A 19,280-nucleotide genomic window follows, 5' to 3' on the forward strand; every position below is an offset into this window, starting at 1 on the left:
TGTGGTTTTTTGATTTACAGCTTTACTTCAATCCTTTAAAATACGCAATTCTTTAGGGTAATAATTATTGACCCGGTTGGGCAAAACATTGATCCATCCTAACGGATGCCCCAAATAGTTTACCAATTGCCAGCCTTTATCTTTTATCTGTAATTGTACTTCTTTTCTTTTCAAATAGTTAATCGCTTGTGTGTAATCAAGAGGCAGAGAGCCAATATGTTTGCTGATGATTGGATTCATTGCCAGCGCATGATCAGGAACTAATTTGTCTCTCAAAATTTCCCCAATAATTGTACCTGAATAAACAGCCCTCAGGTTATTTAACAACCACGCAAAGTCGTTGCTTAACCAGGAAGGCCAGGCATATACCGTGTTTTGATTTTTTATAAAATTATTGCCGGTTATGTCTACCCATTTTTCAATAATGGCTATTTCATTTTTGGTTAACTGTTCCGGTTTTCTCTTTATTCTAAATGAAGCATCTTCTTCGCCATCTTTCCTTCTAAAGCAGGCAAGAAAAAAGCCTTCTCCCTTTACTTTATCGGGCCAGAAACGATAACCTTTATTTCCGGCAGCAGAAGTCGTCTCAACTATTCCCCATTCATTTCTGATAGAGAGTTGGCAGTTGGCAGCTGGTAGTTGACCTGTCATCCAATCTAATATATCTTCATCTTCTTCTTTAGAGTAAGAACATGTTGAGTATATTAAAATACCCTCTTTTTTTAATGCAGGCCATACATCTGCAAGAATTCGTTGTTGTCGTTGCGAACATAATTGCACATTATTCAAACTCCATTCATCCATTGCTTCCGGCTCACGACGGAAAAGCCCGCTGCCACTGCAGGGAGCATCTACTACTATCACGTCGAAATAATTCTCCAATCTTGCAAAATCTTTTGGATCATTATTAGTCACCATCACATTACTGCAACCCCATTTGACAATATTATCTTTTAAGATATTAGCCCTGGAGCGGATCACCTCATTACTGACAAGCAAACTGTCTTTGGAAATTAGCGATTGAATATGGGTTGACTTACCGCCCGGAGCCGCAGAAAGATCCAGCACTTTTAGCGGCTGTGAAAGGTCTACGGTTTGTTTTAATGCCTGTTCGAGAAACATACTACTGGCTTCCTGCACATAATAAAGGCCTGCATGGAAAAGGGGATCGAAGGTGAAGGACGGTCGTTCTGAAAGATAGAAGCCATATTCAGTCCAGGGAACGGCCTCCCCTAAATCCCCTCCCAAAGAGGGGACTTGCGAAGACTCCGATATTTTGAAGGGATTTATTCGTATTGAAGTGATTTGCTCGCCGGATGCATGTACTTTTTCAAAGGCTTCTTTATCGAAACCTTTAATATCAGCTAACGAATTCATCAAGGAGACCGGCAGGTGTTTCATTCTCTGTCACTTCATTTTTCCGTTTGAAATATTTCACAATAGTAGCAATAAAAAATATGTGAGCCAGTAAAATAAGGCAGCAAACAATCCAAAAATTTAGCCAGTCAATTAACCTATACAAATTTGGAAAATCAGTGGGTGGATAATTATAACTTATAAATAAAGCGGACGTAAACATAAAAACGGGAAGTAACACTAAACCAGTAAACAAAAGCCAAATATGCATATGAACCCATATCCTTCTGTGCATATTAAATCTCAAAAGCCAATAAATAAATGCCTCACCTAGAGGAAAAAGGATCACAGAAAAATTATAAAAGGAAAAAACTTTGTATGAATTTAGAATTTCGTTTTCCCTATTTAAATAATACAAAACACCCAATTGTATTATTCCGAAGAAGGATATTCCAGTTAGCACCCAAACACCCAGCAAAAATGGTTTAACCGGCTTCATAAACGAACAAAAACTATAAATTCTTTATCTCCCCAATCAGATCCTGTAACACTTTCCTGGCATCACCAAACAGCATAGACGTTTTTGGCTGGAAGAAAAGATCATTCTCGATACCGGCATAGCCCGGTTTCATGCTTCGCTTATTAACGATCACATTTTTGGCTAATTCTACATCCAATATCGGCATACCATAAATGGGCGAAGAAGGATCTGTTTTTGCCGCAGGGTTTACTACGTCATTCGCACCAAGGACCAACACCACATCGGTCGTCGGAAACTCTTCATTAGCCTGCTCCATTTCTTCGAGTTTGTCATAGCTAACATCCGCTTCGGCGAGTAATACATTCATATGACCGGGCATACGGCCTGCCACCGGGTGAATAGCATACTTAACTGTAACACCTTTCTCTTCCAACAATTTTTCCAGCTCATGACAGGCATGTTGTGCTTGTGCAACTGCAAGACCATAACCGGGAACGATTATCACCTTGTTCGCATAACTCATGACCACAGCCGTATCGCTTAAACTGATTTCCTTGTAATGTCCCTGGTCTTTGTTTCCCGGTACACTTGCCTTAGCTCCACCACCAAAAGAACCAATGAGTACATTGAGTAAAGAGCGGTTCATGGCTTTGCACATCAATATCGTCAACAACGTACCGGCAGCACCAACCAGGATACCACCCGTCAGCATCACTTTATTATCATAGAGGAAACCGCCGCAAGCTGCGGCTACGCCGGTAAAAGAGTTTAATAACGAAATAACAACAGGCATATCGGCGCCGCCGATGGGGAAAACAAAGAATACACCGTACAGCAACGACAACGCAAAGATGGCATAGAAAATTATGGCTGCGTTTGCAGGAATCCAGCCAATTAAATAAACAGCCAATGAAAGAATCACGAGCAGCAGTACAATATTGAATATATGCTGTCCTTTAAACGAAAAGTCTTTCACTCTTCCATTCAGTTTTCCCCAAGCAATCATACTTCCGGCAAATGATACGGAGCCGATAATAAGACCAAGAATGATTATTAACAAATGACCTGCTGAAACAGGAGCACTACCTAAATTGGTTTTTACAACTATGTCGGCGATTTGAAAAGAAAATTGATGAACCTGGAAATCGTTTTTAGCAATATGATCAAATTCAACTATTGAAATCAACGCCGCACAAGCACCACCCATTCCATTAAACAAACTCACCATTTCCGGCATAGCGGTCATCTTCACTTTTTTTGCAGCCAATGTTCCTATTATAGAACCAATGGCAATACCGCCGAATATCCAGCCATAGTTCCCCAGTTTTTGTCCATCTTCCTCGTACAAAAAAATTGTTCCCAGTATCGCAATCATCATTCCTGCGGCAGCCACCAGGTTACCATTTCTTGCTGTAGCCGGGTTTGACAACATTTTTAAGCCAATGATGAATGTTACCGAACCAATAATGTAACAAAGTGTCAAAACATTTAATTCCATTTCTATATTTTTTTTGTCTGACCTTGATCCCGAAGCAAGTTCGGGACAAGTTTTGAGTGGATTATAGGATTATGAAGAAATTGTTCATCCCGATAATCTCAATAATCTCAAACATCCCGGTTCAGACTATTTCTTTTTCTTAAACATCTCCAGCATCCTGTCAGTTACTACAAAGCCGCCCACTACATTCAATGTCCCGAGAATTACCGCCAGGAAACCCAATATCAAAGCAAGGTAATTGTCATGTTCAGCCTTACCCATAACAATGATGGCACCAATGATCACCACTCCATGAATGGCATTGGCACCACTCATCAGCGGCGTATGCAAAACACTTGGTACACGGCCGATGACTTCAATACCGACGAAGATCATCAGGATGACGATGTAGATGATCTGTTGATTAGCGGTTATCCAATTTAGCATAAAACCCCTCCCGACCTCCCCTAAAGGGAGGATTCCACTCACAGCCCAAAGAGCAGCCAGTGGTTTATTGTTAAGAAATATTGTTGACATCCAAAACCTCAATAAAGAACTAAACGATAAAGAGTGCGACCCCGGGTTCCGTTGCTTTGCTCCTCGTCGGGGCAGGCGCAACAAAAGCTGATCGGGGAACTAAAGTTGACAACACATTTATCATCTGCTAAAGCACTTTCAAAATTAAAAACGCAAAACCAACCTAAGTTCTCCGCCGCGGCGGAGACAGGGTTATTTCACTCTCTCATGTACTACCTCTCCCCCGTGTGTAATACAACTTCCTTTTACAAGATCGTCTTCCCAGTTCAGGTTGATGGTCCCTTCTTTTGTTATGATCAGTTGTAAAAAATTAAGGACGTTCTTACCATATAATTTGCTGGCATCTGATGGCAGCGTTGCCTGCAAATTGGAGTTTCCGATAATGTTGACACCATTGTAGACAACTGTCTCGTTATTTTTTGTAAAGGGTGTGTTACCACCGGTAGCTGCCGCAATATCGATGATCACCGATCCGTTGCGCATAGCATTTATCATCTCCTCAGTAATAAGTATAGGCGCTTTTTTACCGGGGATCTGTGCTGTAGTGATGACAATATCTGCTTTGGCAATACTCTCTGCGATTCGTTGCTGCTGCTTTTGTTTGTATTCTTCTGTTTGTTCAACGGCGTAACCACCTGCTTTGCTGGCATCGGCAGCACCTTCCACTTCCACAAACTTTGCACCCAGGCTCATTACTTCTTCTTTTACCGCCGGTCTTGTATCAAACACTTCCACAACGGCGCCTAATCTTTTAGCCGTGGCAATTGCCTGCAGACCGGCAACACCGGCGCCAAGTATTAAAACTTTTGCGGGAGCAATACTTCCTGCTGCCGTCATGAACATGGGAAAATATCTTCCATATGAATTAGCAGCCAGCAATACAGCTTTGTAACCGGCGATATTAGCCTGTGAGCTGAGTACATCCATCGATTGTGCACGGGTAGTGCGGGGCAACATGTCCAATGAAAAACTTGTAATACCTTTTGACGCCCATTGTTTCATGGTATCACCATTAAACAAAGGCTGGTAAACACCGATTAAAATTTTGGAATTGGCAATGGATAAAGCGGGATCAGGCTGATGTATCGTCAAAATGATATCTGCCGAAGCGGCGATCTCATTTGCACTGCTAATTCCTGCCCCTGCTTTTTCATAATCTGCATTGCTGCAAAAAGCCTTCTCACCCGCTCCATTTTCCACCAATACAGTAATGCCTTTTTTTGTAAGTGTAGCTACCGATTCTGCCAGCAACGATACCCGGGTTTCGGGATGCGGCTCCTTTAATATTCCTATGACCATGCAGGAAATACTGTTTTTTCAAGAATGATATAACCGATTTTGACCGAAGATATTAAAATTTTGATACCAAGCTAAGGTAATTCTACTCACCATTGGTTGCGTCGCACTCTTGTACGTCCGGGAATTCTGCTCATCAAACCTCATCCCTCGTATCCCTTCTCCGGGAGAGAAGGGATAGCACAGCATTACTGATTCCAAACTCCATAACTACCCCATCATCATTATAACTATACTCGCCACTTTCGAATACTCTAATCAAATGCGGAGATTTCGAAAAGCGAGGCTTGTGCGCCGTTCCTCTCCTTTGGAGAGGCTAGGTGAGGTCCCTACCAACATTTTCGAAGACCATGATATTTTTTTTGAATCTCCGAAAAGCAAACCTGCCTGTTGGTAGCTTATCCTTACCCAAATTTTTATCCATGCTTATTACATTATAGTTTAATCATGTATCTGTTTCTCGATTATTTCTTTCGGATAAGCAGACTCCGTTTACTTTCTTTTTCTTAAAAAAAAGAAAGTAACAAAGAAAATTCAAGGCCAATTCCCTGTCTGCCGTCAGGCAGGTATGCGGTACATTTCCTTATGTCAAAATTTCCGCTGCAGAATTGGCCGATGAGAACAACATGAAATTTGAAAAACCTACAGAAACAAGACTCCGCTGCGTGCTATAAGTAGCCACTGGAGGCGGCTGTGTTTTTCGCTTGCAGTCTCTGAAATTAGGTGACCAATAAATCGGCGAAAACAAGGCGCTGGAATATTCCCTATACCGGTCTATTAAAGCAAAAACCTAAGGGAGAGATTTGGGTTACGATTAGCTGTTGGTAGACAAGGGCTATGATCAGATAACCTCCTCCTCGGGAGGAGGGCCTTTCAAAAGCGTATCGAAAAATGCTGTTTTTCTTTAAATTCCTGCCTTAACAATACAATCCCAATAAAAAAAAGGTCGATTGTGCATCGCACAGCCGGATGTTGTTGAATGTTTTTCCATGCTTCTTCCATTTCGCTGCTCCAATGAATATCATCAAAGATTAGTATTGAGTTATTATTTAGCACAGGGAGCAGTTGATTGAAATAGCGTTCAGTGGGTTCCTGGCGATGATTTCCATCGATGAATATGAAGTCAACTGAAGAAAGACTACCAACAACTGTAGGTAATGTGTTGTCAAAATTTCCCTTCCTTATCGTAATGTTTTCAAGATTTAACGTCTTAAAGTTTTGTTCGGCCTTTTCAGCAATAGATGAAGCTCCTTCCATAGTTACCAGGCTTGCATTGGGCTTTGCCAATGACAGGTAAGAAGTCGTGATACCTAATGATGTTCCCAATTCGAGAATTGTCTGCGGCTGGTAGTAGCTGACCATACGATGCAGCAACTGCCCATACTTTGGTGGTTTAGCAGCATTTTTTGCGATAGAAGAAACGCTTCGACGACTTGTTTTATCAATGGCGGAACCAGCACCGAAATCTTCAACTTCCAATATAGCCGGATCGTTTACTAACCGGCTTCTCAAATTTTCCACCTGCTGATAAGCGGGATATTTGGTTTTATCATTTAGTACATTAACGATAAAGTCAAATATAAACGGCGAGTGCATGCCATGGCCCCTGCCATTGTATGCAGTAAAATAATAACGAAGATATTTTTGAACTAGCTTCAGCCTTGAATACATGGTCAGCAAACTACGAGAATCATTTGCACATTTTCAAATTTTCAAATTCGGCACTTACCTCTCCCACACCTGGAAAGAATAATTATATGCATGCTTCGCATCGGCTTCATAATTTTTCTGACTCACCAATCTCCAAACCTTCGTATCTATCACCGGGAAAAAAGTATCTGCTTCAAATTCCGCATCTACCCTTGTCATATGAATGCGGTTGGCTTTGTCAAAAATGGAACGATAGATTTCACCGCCACCAATTACCATCACTTCTTTCACGTCCATTTCCCTGACCAGGAATAATGCATCATTAAAATCTTTTACCGCAACTACGCCATCAGCCTTCCATCCATCCTGTTTGGTCAAAACAATATTTTTTCGGCCCGCCAGTGGTTTTCCCAGCGACTCAAAAGTTTTTCTACCCATTACCACCGGCATTCCCCAGGTCACATTTTTAAAATACTTCATATCATTGGGTAAATGCCATAGCAACTGGTTGTTTTTACCAATAGCATTGTTGTTGGCAGCAGCGACAACTAAAGAGATGATCATAGAGAAACCCTCCAAACCTCCCTAAAGGGAGGCTTACCATTCACAGCCCTCCTGGCTGCAAGTGATCTATTGTTTAAAAAAATATTGATCAGGCAAGAACTCACAAAATAAAATTATCCTTATTTGGTTATTAAAAGAAATTGACAAAATAGAAAGCTTCTTCGACATAAGTTCTCCCTTTAGGGGACAGGGGTTATACCGCTACGGGTGCTTTGATAGCCGGGTGTGACTGATAATTTTCGAGTGTAAAATCTTCAAATTTGAAATCAAAGATATTTTTTACAGCAGCATTTAATTTCATGGTTGGTAAAGGAAATGGTTCGCGGCTTAGTTGTAGCTGAACCTGTTCCATATGGTTGCTGTAAATGTGCACATCGCCGAAGGTATGGACAAATTCTCCCGGTTCTAAATCACAAACTTGTGCAATCATCATGGTCAATAAAGCATAAGAAGCAATATTGAAAGGCACTCCGAGAAATACATCTGCGCTCCGTTGGTAAAGCTGACATGAAAGACGGCTTTTTTGTTCCCCCTTTAGGGGGTTAGGGGGCATCACGTAAAACTGGAACATGTTGTGGCAAGGCATCAAAGCCATTTCTGGCAGATCAGCGACATTCCAGGCGCTGATTATCAGGCGCCGGCTGTCGGGATTCTTTTTTATTTGAGCAACCAGGTCAGTAACCTGGTCTATTACTTTACCATCCTTTCCTTCCCATGACCGCCATTGCTTGCCATAGACAGGCCCCAGGTCTCCATTTGCATCAGCCCATTCATCCCAAATCTTTACGCCATGTTCTTTCAAATAAGCAATATTGGTATCGCCCTTTAGAAACCACAAGAGTTCATAGATAATACTCTTCAGGTGTACCTTTTTGGTCGTGACAAGCGGAAAGCCTTTTTGTAAATCAAATCGCATTTGGTAGCCAAAACAGCTTTGTGTGCCAATGCCGGTACGGTCAGTCTTATGAACCCCATTTTCCAAAATATGGCGAAGAAGATCGAGATATTGTTGCATGCTGCAAAGATAACCATAGGGTTTAGCCCGAAAGCTATCAATTCTAAACTGTGGGGAATGTGTGAATTGGGGCCAGCCAGGTGGCAAAGAAAAAAAATGCCGGCTTTTATCAGCCGGCAACTTATGTGGTTTTTCTATCAAACCCGTTTAATGAACGGCAATCTCTTCTGCTTCCCTGTTTACATATTCGGGACGCAAGGCAATCACCGGAGACTGACTGTTTTCTTGTTCCACGATCATGGAAATATCATTATAAAGACGTTGCAGGGTTTGACGTTGTGCTGCGTATTTTTGTTCGGCTGCCTGCAGCTTGGCCTGTTCGTTGACCAGTTGTTCCTGCAAATCCGCAATAATACCCTTTGACTCATTAACAAATTCATTTTGCCTTTCATATTTCTCTTTCGACTCGTGCAGGGTATTTTCAAGTAAGGTGATATGATCCAGCTTTGACGCCAGCAATTCCTGTTTTTCTGCCAACTGCTCTTCCTTGCCGGTTAGTATGACCTGTAGTTTTTCAGTTTCTTCTTTCTTTTGCTGAAACTCTCTTGTCAAGATCTCGAACTTCTGCACATCTTCTTCATGCAAATTTTTCAAGTCATTTATCTCGGTATGAAGCTGTTTTTTTTGATACTCATCAAGGTGGTTGGTTTTTATGCGCTGCTCTAATTGGTTCTGCAAAAACTCAATCTGTAATTTTTTCTCCTGCAATACTTCCCTGATGTATTCCTGCTCCGCTACTTTTTCTTTCAATTGGCTATTTTCTTCTTTCCACTTGCTTAATATGGATTGTTCTTCTTCAGCACCCGCTGACCGAAGCTTTAGCTGCTCAGACAAAGATTCGTTCTCTTCTTCCAAACTGGTATAAGCCTGGTTCATTTGTTGAAGCCTGGCCAGTAGCTCTTCCTTTTCCTGGCTATAACGATCGGATACTCGCTGAATCTCTTCCTGCATTTGTTGTGGCATTTGTTCATAGGGATATTCCATATCAATTGAATTTTTGTTTGAAAAATTTATGACTGCATAACTGGCAAGCCCGGCATACTTTTCTTCCAGCTTTTCGAAATCATGACGAAGCGCCGAGTACCTGGCGTGATTAAAGGATAATCGTTTTTTGTATTCACTTATCAGTGGAGAATGATCAAAACACACAAATTCACCATCACCTTTGGTGTAACCAACTAATTCAGGTGATGCTGACAGAAGTTTCTCTTCCTCGTCAATGGCAGTTTCCTTTTTTCTTTTTTTGTAATGAAGATAAACAGTGACTAAGGCTGTTATCAAAAAGGCGGGAATGACGATCCAGCAAAGTATTTGAAAAAATTGTACGAAATCAAAGGAGGACCCAGTGGCTAACATTCTCAAAAAAAGTTTTGCGTAAAGTTTTTACATACCCTGGTTTAAAAGGATCGGACAATAATTGTTTGCGGAGGAATTAAGGTGGGAATTCCAAACAGTAACTACATCAACAATCTTTAAGTAAACATCCGGAAGAAAGGATCACTAAAAATGGTTGATTTATTCGCCATGATCATTTCAAGAATAATACCAAAAGAAGTTAAAATTTGTCAATAGTGGGGATTATTATACACATTCTTAAACTGCGTAATAAGTCTTCTTATAAAAATTTATTGATAGACTCTGATGTAATCTACGATCAGCCATTGGGGTAATGAGGTGGCTGCATCCGGGCTGCCCGGCCAGTTGCCACCTACAGCAAGGTTGACAATAAAATAGAAATCTTCATTAAATGGATAAGTAGTTCCAGCCTGCAGGTCTGATTTGTTTGCTGTTGAAAAAAGATTGCCATCTAAAAACCATTTTACCTGGTCTTGCTTCCATTCCAATGAATAAACGTGAAATTCATCATGCAAAGTTCCTGACGATAATGCTGTATTACGATTGTATTGAATACTTCCGGGTCCCGGGCCGTAGTGTAATGTGCCGTGTGTTCTGCCCGGATCATGTCCGACCATTTCCATAATATCGATTTCACCACTGCGTGGCCATGCACCATAGGTGTTGGCCTGTGGCAACATCCAGAAAGCCGGCCATATGCCCTTGCCAATTGGCAACTTAGCTCTTATATCTATACGGCCATACTTAAATACTTTTTTACCTGCAGTCAATATTTTTGATGAAGTATAACTTTTGCCAGCAAAGGTTTCTTTTCTCGCTTCGATGATCAATTTCCCATCCTGGAAAAAAATATTCTGCGGTCTGTCAGTATAGTATTCCAGTTCATTGTTTCCCCACCCACATATATTGGGACATCCGTCACCGTTTTGATGCGTCCATGCATTTGCATCCAGTGTACCCGTATTAAATTCATCTGACCATGAAAGGGTATAACCGGCATAACTTGTTGGTGCGTCGTAACCGGCATTGGAGAAAGAAATTTTTGTATCATCATTGACAATTACAACCGGGGCTGTATGTTGTTGAATGGTAGCATTAGTTGCGCCGGTCAGCATCATGGTAAGCGTTTCATCATCTTCTTTTATCTCATCGGCAATCACAGACAGTGTAATCTTTTTTTGTGTTTCATTGGGCTGAAAGGTAACTGCTTGATTTGTTACTGCAGTAAAATCTTCGCCGGCTTTGGCTGATCCTTCCAATGTAGAATAAGTCACGGTGACGGCTTGTGAAATGGCATTGGAAAGGGATAATGTAAATTCAAACGCTGAAGCACCACTATTGCCCTCCGGCAAACTAATGCTGTTGATACTTACTACCGGTGTTGGCTGATTAATTTTGCCACCGCTTTTACTACAAGCTATTACTGTGATCAAAGAAAATAAAGAAAGATACTTTTTCATCCCAATGCTTTTATTCATTAAACAAAGTGGAAGCATCCGACCTTGAAAGGTAAATGCGTTCCACTTGCGATTGCCTACATTAAAACTAATTTATTGCCGCATAGGTAAACCTCCAGGCACCCCATCCATAATCCAATTCTAAAATCATGCGGCTTGCCGTGATAGAAACAATATCATAGGTGACACTGGCTGCCGGAGTGGCCAATGCTGCATCAGGCGGTGTACCTGCTTTGTACAATCCTAAATGAGCGCCTTTGCCAATTATTTTTAGTTTGTTGCCGTTTACTTCAAAAGTAAAATTGCCATCTTTCACCCAGTCTTGAAACTGTGAAGGAATATCTCCGTTTGCATAGCAGCCTACTGCCGGCATTCCGGACGGGTGTGGGTTCCCGCCTTCTTCGTCTACATAAAAATCACCTTTGCTATCATACGTTACGCTGCTGCCTGTTTTATTGAATGTGTACTCATCATTAAATAAACAGGATCTTGATGTAAGCTCTCCCACCCCATTTTGCCACCAGGTGGTGTTTGCATCCGGGCCGATCCACAAGGCACCCGCTTCAGGAGCCAGTTTCCATTTCCTGCTACTGTTGCCAGTCAATAGCTTGAAAGGAGTTTGTGCAGCTGGATCATCCTGGGACACGGTGATTGTTTGAGAAGTTGTATCGGTGCCGCTGTGACCAAAGGCAAACAACTTTAGTGTATAAGTGCCTTTGTCAGCGAAGTACGCCGTATCAACACTCTTACCCGTTTTAAATCCTTGCCCGTCAGCTTTATCCCAGTCATAGCGAAATGTATGTTGAGAAGTGCTGCTCAAAAGGTATTTATTGGTTTGCCCTGCAATGGGTGTTATGCTAAATGAAGCGGTTGGCTTTGGCTCCAGGTCTCTTACATCATATTCACAGGATGAAAGAAGAATACTGGTACCAAGTATAAGTGTTGTAATTAAATAGCATGGCTGTTCAATTAACTTTTGCATATCAAAAAGTTTAATTGTTAGATGATGTTTTTGTTCAATCGTTAGTAGTTGGGATTTTGAGGCAGTGCTGCTGTATTTACATCAAAATCAGGAATAGGCAACACGCTGTGTTTTGATTGTTGATAACCTAATCCTTTTAATTCCTGGTCAGCCAATCCCCAACGTACCAGGTCAACGTAGCGATAACCTTCAAAGGCCAACTCAAGTTGTCTTTCTTTTACGATCGCATCAAATAAAGCCGTACCGGATGCACTCACATCTGCAAGACCTGCACGCTGCCTGACAAGATTTAAATAGCCTCTAGCTTTTGCATCATTATTCGCTTTATTAAATGCCTCGGCAGCCATTAGCAAAACATCGGCATAGCGAATCTGGCGCCAATTGGTACCATAGTTCAATTCGCTGATCGGACCACCGGTTTGCGAACCATAAGAGCCGTATTTTCTTTGGAAGAAGCCTTCATAATCGTAAGCAGTCGGATTGCTCCAGTTGCCACCGGCAGCTACTAATTCCGCCTGCGACATGATAGATTGTTTTCTCCTGTTTACATCACCGGCTGCAACAAAAGCATCCCATAATTTTTGCTTAGGTAAATTAAAACCCCAACCTGCAATGAGTGAATCAGAAGGCGCCTTAGTATAATAATCTCCTCTGGGTCCCATTAACTGCACATGGATATTGCTTTCAGGCGCAGCACCCCAGGGAAAATTACCCCAATCATAGCTGCGACCGTTTGTATAAGAGATTTCGAATAATGATTCGGCACCAAATTCATAGGCCCCGGAAAATGCAGCTCCTACAGACGGTGCCAGTGAATATTGAATGGAAGTGATCACCGCTTCAAATTGAGCACTTGCTTCAGCCCATTTTTGCTGATACAAATAAGCTTTACCCAACAATGCCTGTGCAGTTCCTTTTGAAACCCTGAATACATCGGCCCCTGTATAGGCGGACTTTAATGGAAGATCTGCAATCGCTTCCGTTAAGTCTTTTTGGATCTGCGCAAACACTTCAGCTTTTGGCTTGCGTCCGGTACTTGTATATTGCGCAGGTGGGATATCATCTAATACCAGTGGCACATCGCCCCACAAAGAAACCAGTTCAAAATAATTATAGGCCCGCAAAAATTTTGCTTCAGCAATTAATCGTTTGCGAAGGTCTGTTTCAGGCAGCACTTTATTGATTACCTTATTAGCACGATAGATTGTGAAGTAACACATTCTCCACGCCTCTCTTACTTTATCATTGGTAGCATCAAAATTATAATTGTCTAATGTCTGGTACCCGGGCTGGTCACCGGCATCACTGCCGCCGGCATTGCTTTCGTCCGACAACAGAACTTTTATCATGTATAAACTACCCCAGTTGCTGTTGTAATGAGCCTGCATCATATCGTAGGTGGCAGTTACAGCCTGTGTAGCATCCTGGTCCGTTTTATAAAAATCCTGTTCGGCAAATGCACCCGGCACTTCCTGGTCCAAAAACTTTTTGCAACTGCTTGTCATCAACAAAGCAGAAAAACAAACTATTGATGTTTTTATTATTAAACTTTTCATTGTTAATCTCTTTAACGGTTAAAAATTAAATGACAGACCCACGATTGCTTTTCTTGGTATAGGATAACCGCCACGGTCAATGCCTATACTGTTCTGTCCATTGCTTCCACCTTCGGGGTCAACACCCGGGTATTTTGTAAACGTGAAGAAATCATCCAGCGAAACATAAATGCGGGCTTTCCGGATGCCTGCCTTTTTCATCAGATTTTCTGGTAAAGAATATCCCAATTGTAATTGCCTGATCCGGGTGTATGCGCCGTTAAAAATCATCAGGTCGCTATTGTAGATATATGGATTCGACGTGTTTGCTGCAAACCACGTATTAGTGCTACCGGGTCCTGTCCAACGATTAGCATAAAAGAAATAAGGCTTGTTAGCAGTACTTCTGTCTGTGCGATTGAAGCCCATTAAAATATCATTACCTGTTTGTCCCTGCACAAATACCAACAGATCAAATCCTTTATAGGAGATACTTGCACGACCGCCATAAGTCAGGCTCGGATGCGGGCTACCGATTTTCGTCATATCTGCTGGTGAAATTTGTTTGTCACCATTCACATCTACAACGATAGGCTCGCCTGGTTTGGGAGAATAACCAGTAATGCCTGTTTTGGATAAATAAGAATTGATCTCATCCTGTGTTTGGAAAATGCCAGAGGTCTGGTAGCCGTTGAAATACCATAGAGGCAAACCAACCTTCATCGCAGTGGCGCTCCATCCTGTGCCGATGCCGGCTCCAAAGATGATAGGCGAATTAGGATCTAAATAAGTCACCTCATTATTCAATGTAGAAAGGTTTGCGCTCAACTCGTAGGTTAAACCATCTTTAGAAACAGGTTTATTGATATAGGACAGTTCGAACTCCCAACCCTTATTTACTACGTTACCCGCATTTTTTGTTCGGAGTGTATTACCCGCAATCAACGGTGCATTACCACCGGTAAGCATGTCCTTGGTTGTTTTTTTATAATAATCAACCGTCAGGTTTAAGCGATTATTAAAAAATGCCAGGTCAGCGCCAATGTCGAATTGCTCACCTGTTTCCCAGGTCAGTTCAGGATTGGCAAGACTTGTAGGAGCAGCGCCAACGATTAAAGTACCGCTTCCATCGGGATACAGCATACCCGAACCAATTGCATTCATCCATTCACCGATTCCAACAGAAGAAACATTTCCGTTTTGCCCCCAACTGCCGCGGAGTTTGACATAATTCAATTTATCCGAAAGACCTGCAGGATAAAAATTCTCATTAGAAAGAACCCAACCAGCAGATACAGCAGGATAAAGTTTCCACTGATTTCCCGGAGCCAATTTGGAACTTCCATCCCTGCGAAGAGAAGCGTTAAATAAATACCTGTCGTTGAAGCTATAGTTTAATCTTCCGAACAAAGAGGCCAGTGTATAATCAAACGCATTGCTTCCTATACGATCGATATTATCGGGAACATAGTCAGCATAAGAAAATCTGTCATCTTCTTTAAATAAACCGGAGTAGCTACCGCCAATGTGATATTCATGCGTCTTAATGGCCGATACGCCACCCAATAACGTGAAATTATGAACGCCGAAACTTCTTTTATAAGTAGCAAAGTTTTCAAACTGCCAGGTGTACCAGTTGTTGTTATAATCATACCCATTGGCAATTGTATTCTGACTTTCATCCGAGAACCAGAAAGTAGGTGTCCATCCATGACCCGTTTGAAAAGCTGCGTCTACACCAAACCGTGAAGTAAACGTAAAGCCTTTAAACGGAGCAATATCCATATACACATTTCCGACAATCTTGTTCTGTGTATTTTCCCCTTTAGCCATGTCCATACGTGCCAAAGGATTTCCATATTCACCTTTTAGGAAATTGGATATACCGTAAATATTTCCGTTTTCATCACGACGTAATGGTTTGTTAGCCGCCAATGCGTTTTGCACGTGCACGGGTAATGCTCCGGTATAAACTACGGGAGTGATAGGATCCATTACTAATGCGCTGGAGAGAATGGAACCAAACTCATCATTGTCAGAAACAGCTCTTCTTTTATGATGAGAGTACGATAAACGGTTACCAATTGTCAGCCATGATTTTATTTTATGTTCACCATTGAAGCGAACCGTATAACGATTGAATCTTGACTTGTCGCCACCAACTATACCTTCCTGTGTAAAAAGTGTTCCGCTAACGAGATAAGTTGATTTGTCAGATCCACCACTGAACTGCAATGAATGATGCTGCTGTGGAGCTGCCTGCACAGCATGATCAAGCCAATTGGTACCGGTACCAATTCCTGCAAGGTCGGCTATTGTGGGTGCATTGGCCACGCCGGCTTCCTGCAAATATTGCTGGTATTGCTGGGCATTCATCATTTTGATGAAATCTTTTTTCAGCGACTGTTCTGAATATTGGCCGCTGTAAGAAGCTTCGGATGTATTCCTTTTACCGGTTTTTGTGGTAATGATTATTACGCCGTTTGATCCTTCAGCACCATAGATAGCCGCTGAGGCCGCATCTTTTAGAATATCGATAGTTGCGATCTCTGATGGATCGATGTACTCGATACCGCCAGCCCTTACACCATCAATTATATAAAGTGGATTTGAATTACGGTTTGAGCTTGCGCCCCGAATGCGGATATTTAAACCGGCGCCGGGTTGACCGGACGTCGGCAATACCACTACGCCAGCAGTGCGCCCCTGCAAAGCCTGGTCAATCCTGGTAGCAGAAACTGTTTCGAGTTGCTCCGATTTTACAGAAGAGATAGAACCGGTAACCAACGCTTTTTTCTGAACGCCATAACCCACCACCACTACTTCCTGCATATTTTTATTCGCAGGAGTTAATTGCACATTGATGGAAGAACGATTTGCTACTTCCACTTCGGCAGATAAGAAACCGATATAGGTAAAGACCAATACAGCGTCAGGCTTTTCTGCATTTATTACAAAAATCCCTTCACTGTTGGTTGTAGTTCCTGAGTTGGTTCCTTTTTCAATAATATTTACACCGGGCAATGGCTCTCCCTTATCATCCGTTACTTTCCCGGTAATACTAATAACAGGCTTTTCTTCAGCAGTCGTTATTACGACAAGACTACCGTTCAGGCGGCGAAAGCTTAATTCTGTATTCCGCAAAATGCGGTTTAAAACATCCTCGAGGGATGCATTTTCAATAGCGATACTTATACGTTGATCACGGGGTAGAATTTCATCTTTGTACACAAAACGGAAAACACCCTGCTGTTCAATCGCTTTGAATACCTTCTTAAAACTTACTTTTTCAAGGTTAAGACTAATATTATCCTGTCCATAACCATTACCAAAAGATTGAAGTGAAAAAACAAAAACGAGCAGAATGGTGAACTTCATCATTAACAAGCATTTGATGAATTGACCGGGCTCATGCTGGCATGAGCCAAATCCATTTTTTTTCATACCTTAGTTTTGATTTAAATGATAGAATTTTTGCTCAGGCTTGAGCAAATAACTGTCTTTGGCAAACGGAGGATGCCGCAAACATTCTCCGTTACTTTTTATGTGCGGGGGGCTAAGTAATTTTTCTCATATGCGTGCAGTTTTAGTTAAGCAATCGATTGTTTTAGCAGATCTCAAAATATTGTCAAGGGCTTTAGAGATTAAGGCCGTATAATTACTTCCCTTTTATCCTTATCGTAAGAGTAATGGAAACCCCGATCGATCATTTTTAAAGCATCCAGCACTTCCTTTATATCTTCATCATCGAAGTCGCCAGTATATTTTTCCTGTTTAATCCTTTCGTCCACCACAACCTTTACATTGAACCAGCGTTCCAACATCAGCGAAATTTCCCCGAGTGAGGTACTATCAAAAGCAAGCTTATTCTCCGTCCATAGCGTCTCTTTAGCATTCACCTCATTATCTTCGATCTTCAGCCTGAGCATTTTCGCAACCTGGCTTCGCAGCTCTTCCAACTTTTTATTAGCAACAAAATCGGTCTCGCTGGCTTTAGCCTTATCATTATCAATAACCAGTTTATCGTTCGGCTTGAGCATGTATTTTATCCCCGGATTGTGACGAACTGTTACTTCAACAGAACCGCGGATCAAAGAAGTCTCCGTATTTTTTTCATTGGCATAAGAACGAACATTAAAAGCCGTTCCCAATACTTTGACATCAATCACATTGGTATGAATCACAAAAGGCCTTGTCTCATCTTTCACCACATCAAAAAAAGCTTCGCCTGTCAATTCCACTTCCCTGAGCTTTCCCTGGAAATTTTCATTGTAAGTGATCTTACTATCAGCATTCAGCCATACTTCGGTACCATCCGGTAATTGAACTTTGGTTTTATTTCCTTTTGGGGTAGAAATTTCATTTCTTGCCCGCTTGCTTTCTTCTTCCTTAACAACTACGGGAGATCTGAAGACAAAAAACCAGGCGACAAATAACGAAGCAGCAATACCGGTTGCCCACAATAATTTTTTATATACAGGAGATTTCTTTGTTTCATAGTCTTCAGCTACTTCAGTTGTTTCATTATTTTCATAAATCAGTACCGGTACCGACAAATGATTGCTCAAACGCTGCATGTGCCGGTTGAAAGCAGCATCCTTTTGAGTTTCTGTTACCTCATTCTTAGCCGACCAAACAGTATTAACCCTGTCCGCCTGAAATTTCTTTGTGGGATTTTGTTCCAAATAAGCTTCCAGTTCAGCCAGCTCTTCAGGCCGGGCCTCACCGGAGAGCTTCAAACTTATCAATAGCCAAAATCTTTCGTCGGTCATAATTGGGTTGTACAACTATAAAAGACACAGCCCTGATGTAAAATGTACCAAACGAGAGAAAACTTTTTTAATTCAATTGATCAGCCCGGATTAAGAGGCTGAAAACCCGGTAATTGAGGGAAATGCTGATTGTATATGTATGGGTAATGATGTGGCTATTTTGCGAATGGCAATAGCCAGTTGATTGCGTACCGTAAGAACAGAGATATTCATGACAGCAGCAGCTTCCTTATATTTCAGTCCGTCCTCCTTCACCAATTGAAAAATAAGGCGGCACTGAGGCGGCAACTCCTGGATAGCCTTGCGGATAGCATTCACTGTTTCCGCGGAAATAAATAGTTCTTCAGGGTTGTTGAGTCCGATCACCGGTTCGATATCCATTTCATCTATGCTCAGCGGCGCATTTTTAAAGTTTCGTTGGATATAGTTGATAGAAAAATTTTTAGTAACAGTATACAAATAAACCTTCAGGTTGTTGATCTCGGTGAGCCGGTCCCGCATTTGCCACACTTTGATGAATACATCGGAAACAATTTCTTCGGCAGGTTCTTTTGATTTTACAAACGAAAAAGAGAAGTGATATAAGCCATCAAACAGCAGGTAGTAAAGCTCTTTGTAAGCTTTCATATCCTCATAAAGTGCTATGCGCTTTTGAAGCTCAGGTATGGTTGAAGCAGGCAGCAATAGTTTCGCAGTTGTTAGTATTCCGGCAACAATGTTAATTTTTTTTAGTGATAAAAAAAATTTCTGTTGTCAAATAATGGTGTATTGACTTGGATCAGGAACAAAAAACAGGATTGAA

General features: G+C 41.6%; 14 protein-coding genes. All 14 read right to left on the reverse strand.

The features are described from left to right. Nucleotides 1-27: 27 nt before the first annotated feature. Entirely contained in the window at nt 28-1,401 is a 1,374-nt protein-coding gene (locus ACFEL9_RS18205) for a methyltransferase RsmF C-terminal domain-like protein (RefSeq protein WP_385893187.1), read from the reverse strand. Between the two features lie 467 nt (nt 1,402-1,868). Then, nucleotides 1,869-3,335: an NAD(P)(+) transhydrogenase (Re/Si-specific) subunit beta gene (locus ACFEL9_RS18210; protein ID WP_385893189.1), complete on the reverse strand. Its 1,467-nt coding sequence runs from the start codon at nt 3,333-3,335 to the stop codon at nt 1,869-1,871. 126 nt (nt 3,336-3,461) lie between these two features. After that, the gene (locus tag ACFEL9_RS18215) at nt 3,462-3,761 is read right to left on the reverse strand and encodes an NAD(P) transhydrogenase subunit alpha part 2 (protein WP_385893191.1); all 300 of its coding nucleotides are present in this window, start codon (nt 3,759-3,761) and stop codon (nt 3,462-3,464) included. A 282-nt stretch (nt 3,762-4,043) separates the two neighbouring features. Next, nucleotides 4,044-5,150: a Re/Si-specific NAD(P)(+) transhydrogenase subunit alpha gene (locus ACFEL9_RS18220; protein ID WP_385893193.1), complete on the reverse strand. Its 1,107-nt coding sequence runs from the start codon at nt 5,148-5,150 to the stop codon at nt 4,044-4,046. A gap of 870 nt (nt 5,151-6,020) precedes the next feature. Next, nucleotides 6,021-6,818, reverse strand: coding sequence for an O-methyltransferase (locus ACFEL9_RS18225; protein WP_385893196.1), 798 nt, complete (start codon nt 6,816-6,818; stop codon nt 6,021-6,023). Between the two features lie 54 nt (nt 6,819-6,872). Continuing rightward, a complete protein-coding gene (locus ACFEL9_RS18230; RefSeq protein ID WP_385893199.1) occupies nt 6,873-7,361 on the reverse strand; it encodes a dihydrofolate reductase in 489 nt (162 codons plus the stop codon). A 193-nt stretch (nt 7,362-7,554) separates the two neighbouring features. Beyond that, the gene (locus ACFEL9_RS18235) at nt 7,555-8,376 is read right to left on the reverse strand and encodes a thymidylate synthase (protein WP_385893201.1); all 822 of its coding nucleotides are present in this window, start codon (nt 8,374-8,376) and stop codon (nt 7,555-7,557) included. A 147-nt stretch (nt 8,377-8,523) separates the two neighbouring features. After that, entirely contained in the window at nt 8,524-9,732 is a 1,209-nt protein-coding gene (locus ACFEL9_RS18240; RefSeq protein ID WP_385893204.1) for a coiled-coil domain-containing protein, read from the reverse strand. A gap of 269 nt (nt 9,733-10,001) precedes the next feature. Then, nucleotides 10,002-11,192, reverse strand: a complete 1,191-nt coding sequence (locus tag ACFEL9_RS18245; protein WP_385893206.1) for a family 16 glycosylhydrolase — start codon at nt 11,190-11,192, stop codon at nt 10,002-10,004. A gap of 85 nt (nt 11,193-11,277) precedes the next feature. Beyond that, on the reverse strand, nt 11,278-12,171 hold the full coding sequence (locus ACFEL9_RS18250) for a PKD domain-containing protein (protein ID WP_385893209.1): 894 nt from the start codon (nt 12,169-12,171) through the stop codon (nt 11,278-11,280). A 41-nt stretch (nt 12,172-12,212) separates the two neighbouring features. Further along, complete coding sequence (locus tag ACFEL9_RS18255; protein WP_385893212.1) at nt 12,213-13,727, reverse strand: RagB/SusD family nutrient uptake outer membrane protein; 1,515 nt, start codon at nt 13,725-13,727, stop codon at nt 12,213-12,215. 18 nt (nt 13,728-13,745) lie between these two features. After that, entirely contained in the window at nt 13,746-17,150 is a 3,405-nt protein-coding gene (locus ACFEL9_RS18260; protein WP_385893214.1) for a TonB-dependent receptor, read from the reverse strand. 200 nt (nt 17,151-17,350) lie between these two features. Beyond that, nucleotides 17,351-18,478 (reverse strand): FecR family protein, encoded by a 1,128-nt coding sequence (locus ACFEL9_RS18265; RefSeq protein WP_385893216.1) that lies wholly within the window; start codon nt 18,476-18,478, stop codon nt 17,351-17,353. A 90-nt stretch (nt 18,479-18,568) separates the two neighbouring features. Further along, on the reverse strand, nt 18,569-19,105 hold the full coding sequence (locus tag ACFEL9_RS18270; protein WP_385893219.1) for an RNA polymerase sigma-70 factor: 537 nt from the start codon (nt 19,103-19,105) through the stop codon (nt 18,569-18,571). Nucleotides 19,106-19,280: the final 175 nt, after the last annotated feature.

It is taken from the genome of Terrimonas alba (genome assembly GCF_042434975.1).
Lineage (GTDB): Bacteria > Bacteroidota > Bacteroidia > Chitinophagales > Chitinophagaceae > Terrimonas_B > Terrimonas_B alba.

Bases quoted from the DNA above. Each gene is read 5' to 3' on its own strand.
- ACFEL9_RS18270 (WP_385893219.1), bottom strand. From the start codon at position 19,105: ATGAAAGCTTACAAAGAGCTTTACTACCTGCTGTTTGATGGCTTATAT.
- ACFEL9_RS18225 (WP_385893196.1), bottom strand. From the start codon at position 6,818: ATGTATTCAAGGCTGAAGCTAGTTCAAAAATATCTTCGTTATTATTTT.
- ACFEL9_RS18205 (WP_385893187.1), bottom strand. From the start codon at position 1,401: ATGAAACACCTGCCGGTCTCCTTGATGAATTCGTTAGCTGATATTAAA.
- ACFEL9_RS18255 (WP_385893212.1), bottom strand. From the start codon at position 13,727: ATGAAAAGTTTAATAATAAAAACATCAATAGTTTGTTTTTCTGCTTTG.
- ACFEL9_RS18210 (WP_385893189.1), bottom strand. From the start codon at position 3,335: ATGGAATTAAATGTTTTGACACTTTGTTACATTATTGGTTCGGTAACA.
- ACFEL9_RS18235 (WP_385893201.1), bottom strand. From the start codon at position 8,376: ATGCAACAATATCTCGATCTTCTTCGCCATATTTTGGAAAATGGGGTT.
- ACFEL9_RS18265 (WP_385893216.1), bottom strand. From the start codon at position 18,478: ATGACCGACGAAAGATTTTGGCTATTGATAAGTTTGAAGCTCTCCGGT.
- ACFEL9_RS18250 (WP_385893209.1), bottom strand. From the start codon at position 12,171: ATGCAAAAGTTAATTGAACAGCCATGCTATTTAATTACAACACTTATA.
- ACFEL9_RS18230 (WP_385893199.1), bottom strand. From the start codon at position 7,361: ATGATCATCTCTTTAGTTGTCGCTGCTGCCAACAACAATGCTATTGGT.
- ACFEL9_RS18245 (WP_385893206.1), bottom strand. From the start codon at position 11,192: ATGAAAAAGTATCTTTCTTTATTTTCTTTGATCACAGTAATAGCTTGT.
- ACFEL9_RS18220 (WP_385893193.1), bottom strand. From the start codon at position 5,150: ATGGTCATAGGAATATTAAAGGAGCCGCATCCCGAAACCCGGGTATCG.
- ACFEL9_RS18260 (WP_385893214.1), bottom strand. From the start codon at position 17,150: ATGAAAAAAAATGGATTTGGCTCATGCCAGCATGAGCCCGGTCAATTC.
- ACFEL9_RS18240 (WP_385893204.1), bottom strand. From the start codon at position 9,732: ATGTTAGCCACTGGGTCCTCCTTTGATTTCGTACAATTTTTTCAAATA.
- ACFEL9_RS18215 (WP_385893191.1), bottom strand. From the start codon at position 3,761: ATGCTAAATTGGATAACCGCTAATCAACAGATCATCTACATCGTCATC.